Origin of the sequence: Citrobacter sp. Cm038 (assembly GCF_030333105.1) — a bacterium.
Lineage (GTDB): Bacteria > Pseudomonadota > Gammaproteobacteria > Enterobacterales > Enterobacteriaceae > Citrobacter > Citrobacter murliniae.
Map to the genome: position 1 here is coordinate 317,903 of NZ_JAOWGO010000025.1, position 14,972 is coordinate 332,874.

The 14,972-nt window shown below is 52.8% G+C and carries 9 protein-coding genes and 1 tRNA gene; 4 read left to right on the forward strand and 6 right to left on the reverse strand.

Going from position 1 to position 14,972, the window contains the following annotated elements; translation table 11 throughout:
* Positions 1–48 precede the first annotated feature (48 nt).
* Positions 49–330 carry an acylphosphatase gene (yccX, locus tag OGY01_RS21000; protein ID WP_045441361.1) on the forward strand — a complete coding sequence of 94 codons (282 nt, stop codon included), beginning with the start codon at positions 49–51 and terminating at the stop codon, positions 328–330.
* Here yccX and tusE read toward each other — a convergent pair.
* Positions 327–656 (reverse strand): sulfurtransferase TusE, encoded by a 330-nt coding sequence (gene tusE / locus OGY01_RS21005; RefSeq protein WP_045441362.1) that lies wholly within the window; start codon positions 654–656, stop codon positions 327–329. The genes yccX and tusE overlap by 4 nt on opposite strands.
* A gap of 88 nt (positions 657–744) precedes the next feature.
* Positions 745–1,404, reverse strand: a complete 660-nt coding sequence (gene yccA / locus OGY01_RS21010; protein ID WP_043015806.1) for an FtsH protease modulator YccA — start codon at positions 1,402–1,404, stop codon at positions 745–747.
* Between the two features lie 270 nt (positions 1,405–1,674).
* Here yccA and OGY01_RS21015 point away from each other — a divergent pair, with 270 nt between their 5' ends.
* From OGY01_RS21015 to iroN, 3 genes are all read left to right on the forward strand, one after another.
* Positions 1,675–3,303 (forward strand): ABC transporter substrate-binding protein, encoded by a 1,629-nt coding sequence (locus OGY01_RS21015; protein WP_286493629.1) that lies wholly within the window; start codon positions 1,675–1,677, stop codon positions 3,301–3,303.
* 143 nt (positions 3,304–3,446) lie between these two features.
* Positions 3,447–3,534: transfer RNA gene (locus tag OGY01_RS21020), tRNA-Ser, on the forward strand.
* A gap of 546 nt (positions 3,535–4,080) precedes the next feature.
* Positions 4,081–6,255 carry a siderophore salmochelin receptor IroN gene (gene iroN, locus OGY01_RS21025; RefSeq protein WP_156184447.1) on the forward strand — a complete coding sequence of 725 codons (2,175 nt, stop codon included), beginning with the start codon at positions 4,081–4,083 and terminating at the stop codon, positions 6,253–6,255.
* Positions 6,256–6,311: 56 nt separating this feature from the next.
* Here the strand turns inward: iroN and OGY01_RS21030 are convergent, their stop codons facing one another.
* The 4 genes from OGY01_RS21030 to iroB all read right to left on the reverse strand — a co-directional run bounded on the left by OGY01_RS21030 (position 6,312) and on the right by iroB (position 13,604).
* Positions 6,312–7,259: an alpha/beta hydrolase gene (locus OGY01_RS21030; protein WP_286493630.1), complete on the reverse strand. Its 948-nt coding sequence runs from the start codon at positions 7,257–7,259 to the stop codon at positions 6,312–6,314.
* 82 nt (positions 7,260–7,341) lie between these two features.
* Positions 7,342–8,583 carry an alpha/beta hydrolase-fold protein gene (locus tag OGY01_RS21035; RefSeq protein ID WP_286493632.1) on the reverse strand — a complete coding sequence of 414 codons (1,242 nt, stop codon included), beginning with the start codon at positions 8,581–8,583 and terminating at the stop codon, positions 7,342–7,344.
* 104 nt (positions 8,584–8,687) lie between these two features.
* Positions 8,688–12,344 (reverse strand): salmochelin/enterobactin export ABC transporter IroC, encoded by a 3,657-nt coding sequence (gene iroC, locus OGY01_RS21040; protein WP_286493633.1) that lies wholly within the window; start codon positions 12,342–12,344, stop codon positions 8,688–8,690.
* 144 nt (positions 12,345–12,488) lie between these two features.
* Positions 12,489–13,604, reverse strand: a complete 1,116-nt coding sequence (gene iroB, locus OGY01_RS21045; protein WP_045441427.1) for a salmochelin biosynthesis C-glycosyltransferase IroB — start codon at positions 13,602–13,604, stop codon at positions 12,489–12,491.
* Positions 13,605–14,972: the final 1,368 nt, after the last annotated feature.

Below are 14,972 nucleotides of genomic sequence, written 5' to 3' on the forward strand. Positions count from 1 at the left end.
ATTTACAGTGTGAAAGTATGCCCATTTACAATAAGAAGGAGAACCTCCATGTCGAAAGTCTGCATCATTGCCTGGGTACACGGTCGGGTACAGGGAGTGGGATTTCGCTATACGACGCAGCATGAAGCGCAGCGACTCGGATTAACCGGATATGCGAAGAATATGGATGATGGCAGCGTAGAGATTGTCGCCTGTGGTGAAAGCCAGCAGGTGGAACAACTGATGAAGTGGTTAAAAGCCGGTGGGCCACGCAGTGCCAGGGTAGACCGGGTTCTCAGTGAACCGCATCGCCCTGGCGACGAACTAAAGGGATTTAGTATTCGTTATTAAATACATTTTACCGGTTTTGGCAGGCCTGCGATTTTTGTCGCCTGTTTTGCCGGACCTTTGGGAAACAGGCGATAGAGATAACGACTGTTGCCTTTCTCTTCGCCAAACTTATTAGCCATCGCTTTTACCAGCATGCGGATTGCCGGAGAAGTATTAAACTCCAGATAGAAATCGCGCACAAAACGCACCACTTCCCAGTGTTCAGCCGAAAGGGTGATGCCTTCATTCTCAGCAATGACAACTGCCAGCGGTTCGCTCCATTCTGTAGTGTCTTTTAAATAGCCTTCGCTATCGGTACTGATTTCTTTACCTTCAAAGATCAACATATTTCTTCACTACGTTAGTCAGACTGGCGGCAGTTTACCAAAAAAGAAAGCCCCGCATAAGCGGGGCCGGGTAATACGTTTTGACGTCTTAGTCGCGGCTGGCGAAGCCCAGAATGCTCAGCAGGCTGACGAAGATGTTGTACAGCGATACATACAGGCTGACTGTCGCACGGATGTAGTTGGTTTCACCACCACGGATGATGTTGCTGGTTTCGAACAGGATTGCACCTGAGGAAATCAGAATAAACACCGCACTGATGGCCAGATGCAGAGCTGGCAGTTGCAGGAAAATATTCGCAACCATACCGATCAGCACCACCACAATACCAGCCATCAGCATACCGCCGAGGAAGGACATGTCTTTACGGGTGGTCAGCACATACGCAGAGCAACTGAAGAAGACCAGTGCAGTACCGCCCAGGGCCATAGCGATAACATCACCCATGCCTGCCGACAGGTAGGTGTTCAGAATTGGTCCCAAAATGTAGCCGAGGAAACCGGTGAAAGCGAAAGCTGACAGAATGCCAACCGGTTTATCTGCCGTTTTATACGTCAGGAACATCAGCCCGTACATACCTACCAGCGTCAGGATAAGACCTGGAGATGGCAGCATCAGTACCGTACTGGCGGTCGCCGTGATCGCTGAAAATGCCAGCGTCAGGCTCAACAGGAAATAGGTATTGCGCAGCACTTTATGCGTGCTGAGTAGCGATGTACGGTCGCGCGAAGAACTAATAATACGATCCATGAGTCACTCTCTTATGACAGATGTAATTAATGAAGGAGGATAATTAAATCGCTGGAAATGACACAGCGGTTTTACCCATCTTTACGCATTTTAACCCGCCAGGCTTAAGCATTTTATTTCAGCAAAAGCTCCTGAATTAGATGTTATCACTTATTGTCTGCAAATGTCAGATCGACATCTTATAGGTGGCTGAAAAATATTGCGTTATCACCTGAATCCTTTAAGAGTTACAGCGGTGTCATCATATAACAGAACAATAAGGTGAAGGGAATGGCTCAACATAGACCGAAGGTATTGACGTTTACGCTGTTGGCTGTCTGTTTGATGTCTATAAATGGTGTGGTATGGGCAGCAAATGTTCCTACAGGAACACCGCTGGCAGAACAACAGGAACTGGTCAGAAATAACGGCAGCGAGCCTGCATCGCTGGATCCACATAAAGTCGAAAGCAACGTTGAATTTAATTTAATCAGTGATATGTTCGATGGGCTGGTTTCTGTCAATCTGCAAGGGGAGATTGAGCCGCGCCTGGCGTCATCCTGGGAGAATAAAGACAATACCGTCTGGACCTTTCATTTACGTCCAGGTATTACCTGGTCAGATGGTTCAGCCATTACCGCACAGGATGTTGTCTGGAGCTGGCAGCGTCTTGTTTCACCACAAACTGCTTCGCCGTATGCCTCTTATCTCGGCAATATGCACGTCGCGAATGCACTCGACATTGCGCTTGGGAAAAAGGAGCCCGCTACACTGGGTGTAAAAGCACTCAATGACACCACCCTGGAGATTACCCTGACGCAGCCAACGGCTGCATTTCTGGCTATGTTGGCTCACCCGTCGCTGGTGCCACTGGATAAAGTGCTGATTAGCCGCTTTGGTGATAAGTGGACCAGGCCAGAGCATTTTGTCAGTAGCGGTGCATACAAGCTTTCTCAGTGGATGGTCAATGAGCGGATTGTTGCCGTACGTAATACGCACTACTGGGATGATCAGCATACGGTAATTGATAAAGTCACTTATCTGCCCATCAGCTCAGAAGCAGCTGACGTTAACCGCTACAAGGCCGGGGAAATTGATATTGTCTTTAGCGTGCCGGTAAACCAGTTCGCGCAGTTGAAAAAGACGATGGGAGATGAGCTGCGCGTTTCACCTCTGCTTTCAACCTATTACTACCAGTTCAATACGACTCGCGCGCCGTTTAATGACCCGCGTGTGCGCCGGGCGCTGAATATGGCGCTGGATAAAGAGATCATTGCCCAAAAGGTCATGGCGCAGGGGCAGCGTGAAGCGTGGGTAATCAGCCAGCCTGAAATTGGCGGTGTCAAACTGCACGCACCGGAGTATGCCGCGTGGCCGCGCGATAAACGCATTGCTGAAGCGAAAAAACTGTTAGCCGCAGCCGGTTTCGGTCCGGAGCATCCGCTCTCGTTAAATTTGCTCTACAACACTTTCGAAACGCATCAACGTATTGCGATTGCCGCATCGTCGATGTGGAAGAAAAACCTCGGCGTCGAGGTAAAGCTGCAGAATCAGGAATGGAAAACCATGCTGGACACCATGCACACCGGCAATTTTGATGTCGTGCGCTATGCGTGGATAGCCGATTATGACGATGCCTCGAGCTTCCTCAATATTTTCCGTACCGGTGATAGTGAGAACACCACTAAGTACAGTAATCCTGCCTATGATGAAGCGATGCTCAATGCGGCGAGAGCAGGCTCGCTGGACGAGCGAGGGAAATACTACCAGCAGGCTGAGGACATTTTGGGCGAAGATGTTCCGGCAATACCTGTTTATCACTATGTCCATACGCATCTGGTGAAGCCGTGGGTTGGGGGATTTGCTCCTGATAACCGTGGAAATTACTACACCAAAGATATGTTCATCAAAAAACATTAATCCAAAGAGAGCAAGATACGTGCTGAATAAACGGTCAATTTGTTGTTATTTCAGTCAATTAACATTATTTTGGCTGTTTTTCAGGCAAACGAACACTTTGGTGCTTTACAGGTCCGTTCGGGATGTTTATAGTGCGCCTCATTGGAAGCGTGGCCGAGCGGTTGAAGGCACCGGTCTTGAAAACCGGCGACCCGAAAGGGTTCTAGAGTTCGAATCTCTACGCTTCCGCCAAACAAAAGAAGGGGTTACCGAAAGGTAACCCCTTCTTGCTTTAGGCTGTTGGATACTGTTGGTATCTTTTCAATATTATGCAGCCTGCTACCGGGCTTTTGAGTGTGAATTTTCCTGTCCTTGCTCGTTCAAAACTGGCGTGGTTTTTATCTTTCGAACATAAGCCAGAAGCTGGTTTTCTGTTTTATCGCCTAAGAAACGTTACTTCTCCCGGCTACTGCTTTCGTAATTCGAAACTCTTTTGACTTTAGTATCGTGAAATGTACATCCACTGTGCACCAGTTGTATGGCGCCGCTCAGACGTGATGACCATTCTTGTAATCTGCTTCGTGTCGGTTTTGTTCTCCTCAATAATCGTACCTGTCAGCACGATTCTTACTTCTCCTTGTACACAAATCAAAATTCGCTAAAGGTTGCCTTACTTTTTATTAAATGATATTAATTATCATTATCATTGACGAATAATTATAATAATAAGAATACCTGGGAAGGGTGTGAGCTTAACGAACAACCACTTTAAAGTTAGGCATTTATTAGGGAATGGGTATGAGAATTAACAAGATCCTCTGGCCGCTAACCGCGATCCTTGTAGGGTTGAATAGTCAAGTATCAGCAGCCAAATCCACCGATGATAGCGGCGAGACCATGGTGATAGAAGCTACTGCTGAGCAGGTACTAAAACAACAACCTGGCGTATCGATTATTACCAGCGAAGATATTAAAAAGAACCCTCCGGTCAACGACCTTTCCGATATTATTCGCAAGATGCCAGGGGTAAATCTGACCGGTAATAGTGCATCGGGTACACGCGGTAATAACCGGCAAATTGACATTCGTGGCATGGGGCCGGAAAACACCTTAATTTTGATTGATGGTGTACCAGTGACGTCGCGCAACTCTGTGCGCTATAGCTGGCGTGGGGAACGCGATACCCGCGGTGACACCAACTGGGTACCGCCGGAACAAGTCGAACGCATTGAGGTGATTCGCGGCCCTGCGGCGGCGCGCTACGGTTCGGGTGCTGCGGGTGGGGTGGTGAACATCATTACCAAACGTCCCACCAACGACTGGCATGGTTCCCTGTCGTTATACACCAATCAGCCGGAAAGCAGCGATGAAGGTGCCACGCGTCGTGCCAACTTTAATCTCAGCGGGCCGCTGGTCGGCGATGTGCTGACTATGCGCTTGTATGGCAATCTGAATAAAACCGATGCCGACAGTTGGGATATTAACTCCGCAGCCGGAACTAAAAATGCGGCCGGGCACGAAGGGGTACGTAATAAAGATATTAACGGTGTGGTATCGTGGAAATTAAATCCGCAGCAAATCCTTGATTTTGAGGCTGGATATAGCCGGCAGGGAAATATTTATGCTGGCGATACGCAAAACAGCTCTTCTAATGCGGTTACCGAAAACCTCGCCAAATCCGGGGAAGAGACGAATCGCCTGTACCGTCAGAATTACGGCATTACGCATAACGGTATTTGGGACTGGGGACAAAGCCGCTTTGGTGTCTATTACGAAAAAACCAATAATACCCGTATGGATGAAGGGTTATCCGGTGGTGGTGAAGGGCGCATTTCGGCTGATCAGAGGTTCACTACCAACCGTCTCAACTCCTGGCGAACCAGCGGGGAACTCAATATTCCGCTGAATTTGCTGGTTGATCAGACGGTTACCGTTGGTGCGGAGTGGAGCCGCGATAGACTCGAAGATCCTTCTTCTACTGGCTTAACGGTGAGCGATAGTAATATCGGTGGTATTTCTGGCTCGGCTGCGGAACGCAGCAGTAAAAACCATTCCCAAATCAGCGCGCTATATATTGAAGATAATATTGAGCCTGTTGCCGGCACGAATATTATTCCCGGCCTGCGCTTTGATTATCTCAACGATTCCGGCGGTAACTTCAGTCCCAGTCTGAACCTCTCGCAGGAATTAGGTGATTACTTCAAAGTCAAAGCGGGGATTGCGAGAACCTTCAAAGCACCAAACCTTTATCAATCCAGCGAAGGTTATCTGCTCTACTCGAAAGGCAATGGTTGCCCAAAAGATATTACGTCCGGCGGTTGTTATCTGATTGGTAATAAAGATCTCGATCCGGAAATCAGTATTAACAAAGAAATCGGTCTGGAGTTCGCCTGGGAAGATTACCACGCCAGCGTGACCTACTTCCGCAATGATTACCAGAATAAGATCGTGGCCGGGGATAACATTATTGGGCAATCCTCATCCGGCGCATATATCCTCCAGTGGCAGAATGGCGGGAAAGCGCTGGTTGACGGTATCGAAGCCAGCATGGCGATCCCACTGGTGAAAGATCGTCTGAGCTGGAATACAAATGCCACTTATATGATCACGTCGGAACAAAAAGATACCGGTAACCCGCTTTCGGTCATCCCGAAATATACTATTAATAACTCTTTAGACTGGACTATCACTCAGGCGTTCTCTGCCAGCGTTAACTGGACATTATACGGCAGACAAAAACCGCGTACCCATGCGGAATCGCGCAGTGAAGATACTGGTGGTCTGTCAGGCAAAGAGCTGGGGGCTTATTCACTGGTAGGTACCAACTTCAATTACGATATTAATAAAAATCTGCGTCTTAATGTCGGGGTTAGCAATATCTTCGACAAACAGATCTACCGCTCTTCCGAAGGGGCGAATACCTATAACGAGCCTGGCCGGGCTTATTATGCCGGTGTTACTGCGTCATTCTGATCGCATTGTTACAGTCATACTGCCCGCGTATTGGCGGGCAGTATTTAGCGACTGGATTAATGACAGCTTGGGGTGTTATTCGCATTTTCACCGCTGATATCCAACAGTGCGCTGCGGAAAGAGGCGTTGAACATTGGGCCGTGCCCTTGCCCCGGAAAGTCCCAAAAGGTGGCATTGACACCTTTATCTTTCAGTATGGCGAGAGTGGTATGAATTTTCGTCAGCACCCCGGCAGCATGCGTTTCCTGGTTATCGCCTGGCGCCGCTGACCCTTCCATTATCGTCAGGTGCTTAGCGCAGTTTTGTGAGGGCTTGATCGCCGTGATGCGGTCCAGCAGAGAATCGTTGCCTCTGCCCAATGACGGGCTGGCGCTGTAGTATGCCTGGAAGTAAGAGGATGTCAGCCAGGAATCCAGTACGAACAGTCCGCCGTAGGAGTGTCCCCACAGGCCACGACGCTGTCGATCGATATTTAATCCTTGCTCCGCTTTTGCCGCAATACGTGTTTCAAGTAACTGACGGAAGTCATTGCTACCGCCGCTCTTACGACCCTGGCGACCACTTCTGGCGTTTGTTTTGCCGTTTTCTGTCGCTGCCGGCGTATAGTCGTAGGCCCTGCCATTGAGATCGAAGGGGAGGTTGGTCTGATATCCGACGACCACTATCACCGGTGGTGATTTGTCTGTCAGCTGTTCGAGCAGTTCGTCATTCAGGCGATCCATCACTGCGTTGCCGTCGAGCATATATAAAACAGGGTAGCCTGACGCTGGCGCGGTTTTATTCGGTACTGCCGTCCATACGCGATAATGGCGGGTGCCATCGGCGGAGTCGAACTGGTTGATGCTAAAGCGGTAAAACGCGGAGCCTTTATCGGCGATATTTGGCCCCAGCGGTTGCATATCCGGCTTTGCAAAAGTGTGCGCGCTATAAATGAGAGTGAGGCAAGAAAGAAGAGAAAAAAGCGCCTTGCGTGGGCGTGTCGAACGATACTCGCGGGCATACATCTGATAATTATTCCTTTTCCGCAGGTGACATTTTATTTTTTCATGAGCACATACAGTTGCCTGAAAGTGCTCGCGGGTCAAGCTAACCCTGCAGTAAGCCGAGCCCGTCAATCAGCGCGCCGCGCCACCATGCATAATCGTGGCCGCCGGTATAAATTGCGCAATGGCTGTCAACGCCGGCGTCAAGCAACCGCTGATGGAGTTGCTGAACGTGCGGCACCGTCGAACCCTCCAGAGAGCCCACGCACAGGCGGATACGCACGCCCTGCGGCGGGGCAGAAAGCAGATGCTCGCTCACCCATGAAATATCGCTTTCGCTAAATAGGTTTGGCCGGCTGGCGCCATCTGGCGTCCACCACATTGACGGGGAGTGGCTGAGCGCAAGACCGAAGGTTTCCGCCGCGTGGCGCGCGGCCATCAGCGCGCTGACCCCGCCGAGGCTCTGCCCGGCCAGTACGGTGCGTGAACGATCTGCCCAACGCCGCTGCGGTTGTTCAGCACGGAGCGCCGGTAGCAGATGTCTGGCGATATCTTTTATCAGTTCGCTGCGTCCGCCGAGTATTGCAGTCCGTTCGCACTCATCGATGTTATCGATGCCCAGCACGGCCACGGGAACGATACGCCCGTTATTGATGGCGGCATCAATTGCCGCGCATACGCCAAGGTGATCAAACCAGGTTTCGCCATCGGGCAGCACTACCAGGCCGAGAGGCTGTGTGTTATCAACATCAGGAAGATAGAGCCGAATCCGGCGGGATTGCCCGGCGACAATTCGTACTGAGGTAAGCAATTGCCCGGCGTGGGCGCTACCGCTCCATTCGGCCTGGGCGGGAGCCTTATCGAGCGCCAGAACAGATTCCTGCGCACTTCCCCGTACGTTGATGCCTGGCGTCTTGTTTAGTGGATCAGCCTGCCCGGCGAGGGCGGCAAAGCGACCTCCCAAATGAGCAATCGTCTCATTTGACGTACCGGGGGGAATTTCTACCAGCGAATAGGAGCCGCAGTAGCTTGCCGGCAAACGCAGCGTCAGAGTCCAGATACCCGTGTCGGGAATGGCGGTCATCAGCCCCTTTGCCACGTACTCTTTATCCGTCACCCGATTCAACCGCAGATAAACTCCCTGCAGTGGATGTCGGGCGTGCCACAGGAAGGTCACTTCACGCTCATCTTCCACGCCTTCAGCCGGCACAACCAGCGGTATATTCAGCGACTCAGCTTCGCGCCAGAAACGAGAAGGGTTGGTAATGCGGCCCGCGGCCAGCTGGTTGCGCAGGCTGGCGATGGCAGAGGGAGAGGCAGACGGATGTTGTGGCATGTTCAGCATTCTATCTCGTTAAAAATTTTGGATACCAGTATGGAAAACTCAAGCGGCTATTCCCGGAACAGCCGCTTGAGAGCGTGTTGATTAATGTCTTACGCGTGTAATAACTATCCCACGATATCCCCCGTGATGTCGCGTTGGCGATGTGGTTTATTACTGCCGACGCTGTCGTGCCATAAGCGGGTATAGAGGCCGCCCGCGGCTAACAGTTGTTCGTGGGTGCCGTATTCCACCAACTGGCCTTTATCGACAACGGCAATCAGGTCGCAGCGTTGCGCGGTGGTCAGACGGTGCGCCACAATCAGCGCCAGGCGCTTCCCGGTATGTGCTACCTCCGTTAACGAGGACATTAATCGCTCTTCGGACGTACGATCCAGACGCGACGTGGCTTCGTCGAGCAGCAGGATGTGAGCATTTGCCAGTTGGGCACGGGCCAGTGCAATCTGCTGGCGTTGACCCGCGGAAAGATCCGCGCCGCCGTTATTCACCGGCGTACGGAATCCTTGCGGCAGATTTTGCACGGTCTCAAACAGTCCCACACACCGTGAAGCGATCTCAACTTCGGCGTTAGTGCTGGAGGGTCGCGAGTAACGAATATTTTCCGCGATATCTCCGCTAAACAGCACCACATCCTGATCGACCAGCCCAACCTGGCGACGGTAATCGGCAAGCGAGGCATCCTCAATTAGCTTCTCGCCGATGCGGATCCTGCCGCTGGTGGGGGAATATAACCCGGCGATCAGCTTAATCAGCGTCGACTTACCGGCACCGCTGCGACCGACGACCGCGACGACTGTTCCCTCGGGGATAGTCAGGGTAAGCGAGTTTAGCGCCGGTTCAGGGGTATCGGGATAGCTGAACGTTACCTCTTCAAGGTGCAGCGCGCCGGTGGCTGGCTGTGCGGAAGAGGGCTCGACGTTCTCTGTGCCTTCGGTCGTCAGCAGTTCATCAATATGTTTACTGCTGGCTGTCGCTTGTTGCCAGGCGTCGACTATTCCTGATAGCTGCTGCACTGGTCCATAGAATTGCCCCAATAGCAGGAAGAAGGCAGCCAGCACCCCGGCAGTCATCTCACCTTCGGCGACTCGTGACGCGCCAACCAGCAGAACGGCAGCATAGGAAGCCTCAGTGCAGAAGGTCAGGAACGGGAAATAGACGGCAAGGTATTTTTGCGCACGCACGCGGGTAGCGCGGAAGCGGTCTGATAACGCGCGCAGACGGGCGGCCTCCTGCTCCTGCTGGCCGTGCGATTGCACGACGCGCAAGCCGGAGACTTTCTCCTGCAGGGTGCTATTTACTTTACCTATTTCCAGCCGCGCCTGTGCATAAGCGGGGGAGCTCAGGCGACGATAGAGCCAGGTCGCCAGTGCGACTACCGGCACTGCGCTTAATGCCGTCAGTGCCAGAAGCGGGTCGAGCCAGAACATAGCTGCGGCGATGGCAAACATTGTCACCAGGCTGGTGGCCGCACCGGCAAGGCCGTTTTGCAAAAAGCGGGCGAGAGAGTCGACATCAACGGTCATGCGGGTCAGGCGCGAATCGACATGTTTTTCATGCCAGGGCAAGCCAAGATGCAGCATATGACCGAAGCTACGTAAGCGCACCGTATGCTGGACCGACTCCGCAGCCCTGGCGGCGAAGACCGTCTGCAGCGAATAACAGCACCAGCTCACAACTACCAGACACAAGGCGAGCAGGGCGCAGAGGCCGATAGTCGACATGTCACCTGCGGCGACGCCCAAATCAATGCCGCGCTGCAGCAGTATCAGTACCCCGACGCCTGCCGCGGAATCGATCGCGATCAGAAGGGCTGCGATGACGAACATCCACGCCACCGGCTTCAGCAGTGAGGTAACTTTGCGGCCTTTACCGGCTAACGCTTGCTGTACTGCATTCTCCGGTACATGGGTCATACGGGCGACAAAGCTTTTGCCATCCCCCTCCAGCGCATCGTTTTGCTCTACAGGTATTGTCGGCCATAATTCGCTGTGCCCACCAGGGGAAGGTGCGAGGAAATCGCCGTCGCCGGTTATAAGGGCGCGGAAGGCCGGACAGCGCGCTTCAAGCTCCGCCTGGGTTCCAATATCCACCACACGGCCTTTATCCAGCACCACAATCCGGCTGGCTAACTGAAGCGTTGAGCGGCGTCGGGCAATCACCAGCAGCATATGTTCCTTGTCGGCATAGCGACCCAGAGCGGTATTGATCTCCGCTTCGGTCCCGGCGTCGACTGCCGAGGTGGTGTCATCGAGGACCAACACCTCTGGCGCAGTAATTAACGCCCGGGCCAGTGCGATTCGCTGCCTCTGCCCGCCGGAAAGATTGGTCCCGCGTTCGGTTAGCCGGGTATCAAAGCCTTTTGGCAAGGCGTTGATAAAACTGCTGGCCCCCGCTGCAGTTGCCGCGCGACGAATATCTTCTATCGTTGCCTGCGGGTGACCGTAGGCGATATTTTCCGCCACCGTACCGGCAAACAGAAAAGCATCTTCAAACACGACGCCCACCCGGCGACGAAGTGCCTCCAGCTTGAGGTCGCGAAGGTTCTGCCGACCTGAGCGGGTGTTAAGCCATATCTCTCCGGCGCTGGGATCGTAAAAACGCGCCAGCAGCATCAGTAGTGTCGATTTTCCGGAACCCGATGCTCCCACCACCGCCACGGTTTCACCGGCATGCAGGGAAAAGGAGACATCGCTAAGGATGCGTCTGCCATTACCGTAGTCGAAGCTCATTTTTTCCAGCTCCAGACCGACAACCTGGCCGTTGACTGCCTCAGTCCCGTCCTCCATTTGTGAACGGGTGTCGATCAGGGCAAATACCCGCTCCACGGAAGCCTGGGTTCGCTGGGCAATGACCAGAAACGACGCCAGCACACGAGTCGGCCCGGTCAGCATCGCGAGGAAACTGGCAAACGCCACGAAGGTTCCGAGATCAATCCGTCCGTGCATGACTGACCAGCCGCCGTAGCATAGCAGGACGATTTGCCCAAGTACTGGAAGCGCCAGCATGGTGGCGCCTGGCATTGCTTGCGAGATGGCCGCGCCGATGCGAACACGTACTATCTGCCGTGACTGGCGGTCCAGCCAGCGCGTTTCACGAAGCTCCGCCACGCAGGATTTCACCACAGAGATCTGTGCCAGCACTTCGCGCATATGTTCGGTGAGATTCGCCAGCCGGTCCGAGGCCAGACCGGTTTGTGAGAACACTCGCCGGCGGGCGCGTAGCGCGGTGATGGCCAGGCATGCCAGTACGCAAACGACGATTAGCGTCATTGCTGGTGACATCCACAGCATTACGGCAATTCCGGCGATGTAATAGGTGAATACTGCCAGCGGTACCGGGCACATCTGCAACAGAGTATGCACCTGCTGCAGATCACTGTTGGTCCGTGAAATCACCAGTCCGGTGCGCAGAGCGTCCTGACCCGCGCCATCCAGTTTCTGAATACTGTCGAAGGCCCGTCCCCGCAGGGTGTGCTGTACCCAGAGCGATAGCTCCCCGGCATAACCGCGGCGCACGTAGTTACCGATGAAATCAAAAAAGGCGATCAGCAGTAGCCCGCAGGCCAGCCACGGCAGGCGGGTAGGATTGCCTGCCAGCGCGTCGTTCACTGCTTGCCGCGTCAATAATGGCGTCAGCGCAGCCAGCAAAATGGTCGATACCGACGCCACTACCACGATGGTGCAAAGTTTCTTACGTTCCCAGCACACGCGACCAAGGCGAACTATCCAGGAGCGCGCAGGGGTGGGAGAGTGAGTCGCAGGCATTAAGCCTCCTCCGTCTGTAAAAAATACGATCCGGAACGGATCGAACTGCAAAAAAAGAGCGCCAGCGCGTTCCGGTCTCGCATCGGTACGGGAGAGTAGATCCGGGATTTGTGCTGGCGCATTATCTTCATGACAGCGTGGTGGCTATCCTTTTTGCGCCATCGCGATCAGGCTTTTCGCCACCTCAGTCGGGCAGGCTTGCGCCGCCATTTCCGCCGCCACCTCTTCAGAGGCGGCACGAAGCGCACGATTTTCAAGGAAGGCATTGATCATGGCGCTCGACAGGCCGCCGTCGCCGGGGATGATCCCGCAGCCGCGATCGACTACGGCGCGGGCATTCACTGGGCGATCGGCGCCTTCACCGAATACGATTTGCGGAATCCCGGTGTGGAGCGCCGTCAGAGTGTTACCAGCGCCGCCATGATGAATAAATCCATCGGCGCCGTTGAGGAAGACACCCATTGGGATCCAGTCGACCAGGCGAACATTTGACGGCAGCGAGCGCAGATCGGATCGCGCATTGGGCGACAGATGCAGGATGATTTCGGCATCGACTTCACTGGCGGAATCCATCACCCAGGAGATCAGGTCAAGACCGTCAACCATCGGTTTGACGGTCCCGAGGCTGACCAGCAGACGTTTACGGTCGGGCGTTCTCTCCCACCATTCTTCCCATACCGCGCCGCCGTTGTAGGGGACGTATTGCATAGGAATAACAGGCTCACCGTCGTTTTGCAGAATGCTCATACTCGGCGGCGTTACGTCGATCCATGCCATATCACGCGGCGCGGCCTCGACCCCGTGTCGGCGATAGGCGTCTGCGAGCGATCGCGTCACGCCTTTGATATGCCAGGGAGTATGGCCGAAGCCGACGGTCTGCATCACGACCGGTATGTTGTATTTGGCGGCAATCAGCGGCCCGACGACCCCAAGTGGAGGGTAGACGATGAGATCGGGTCGCCAGTGTCCGGCGAACTCCACCAGGTGGTCGGCCATCTCTTCGCTGAAGAACGAGAAGTTGCCCATTTTGGTACCGATGTTACTTTCCTTTCGCTGCGCTTCACGGCGGCGATAGTCGGCTTCAGAATCAAAACCGGGAGCGGCGTCAAACACCACCAGCCCAGCCTCTGCCGCTTTCTGGGCGAATTTTCCTCCGCTGGCGATCAACACTTCGTGGCCGTTAACGCGAAAAGCTTGTGCCAGAGACAACACCGGATACAGCAGCCCATAGAGAGGCGGGCCTACAAACAGAATACGCATGAGAAAATCCTTCTCCGCTTGACGAATTAAATCAGGAAGTCGACGCAGTCATGTGCCAGTCAGCAGGTCGTTAATTTTCGTTAAACCTGCTTTGCCAGATGCTGCGCCATTTTTGAGTTTCTCCAGCGTTACGCACGGCCCTGCCGACGACTACCTCGCAGCAGGCTATTCCGTGACGTACGCTGGAGAATCGGGAACTCCGTGTCCCGACTTCCATTAACGCTTGAGCGCCTTTGTCCTGTTGAACAGTCAAAACAGCGCCGTGCTGCCACGACGCAGTGTTCTGACGCATTTGTGCTGTGTGAGACCGGTCAACGAATCTGGAGATGTCCTTGATTCCTTAGACACACGGTTTGCATCATCCTGACGGAGTCGCCTTCGTTGGTCGGTAAGTGGAAAAAACGTCGTTGTTCAGGCGATGTTTGTTCCCTTACAGCCTCTGTATACCTTGCCAGATAAACCACAAACGCAAATGCTAATGATAATCATTACTAATATCATTTGAAGATTGCAACAATAATTTAGATCATTGATGAAATGGGAAACGCTTATCGGAAAAATCGCAGGTGGGTTTGAGGAGAGGAGACTGGCACGAAGCGCTGACCCGCTGCGGCCTGAGAAGAGGCTGAAGCGGTTACCGGTAACCTCAATGGCTGGTATCAGGACATGACCTTTCGAGGCATCCGTTATGCAGGTGCAGCGGCATAATAATCTGGGTAGAAAACATCATAGGGTATCGCTAAAGATTTACCGTTGATCGTTCTTTGTATTTATGTAGACAATTGTTGTGATAATTGTTGCTTAATTGATAGTGGCAACCATTACTACTCATGTGAACGACCAGCCATTGGTTGGAAGATAATCATCTGTATCATTCCAACTTTTTCCTGTTGGGGGATTGAATGTTTCTTTACTACATACACTCTTGGTCGATAGCTACTATGCCACGTGAGTTACATCGTGCCGATTGTTGGTACTTGTTAAGACAAGATCTAAATAACTTCACTCTGCTGGGGTCGTTCAAAGACTCTGCGGCAGCACTTAAAAAATCCCATGAAGTAGTAAGCAATAGAGTTATTCAATGCCCGTTTTGCAGCGAATAATGACTACAGCGCGATGGATAAGGCGGGTAAGTCCCGCAAAAAGTAACGGTGACCACATAGCCTGCTCATTGAGTGGGCTTTTTAATGACGGGTTTCTGCTGTAGATGAATAAGCGACTTTATGGCAAAGCTTCGGCAAGTTATGTATGACTGAATCAGAGCGCGTTTCACCCTCTGCATTGATAGTTCTCTCGTAGAATGGAGGTTGTTATTCAGATAAGTGGATGTTAGTTAATAATTATTTATATTCGTTGTTCTGTTCATCT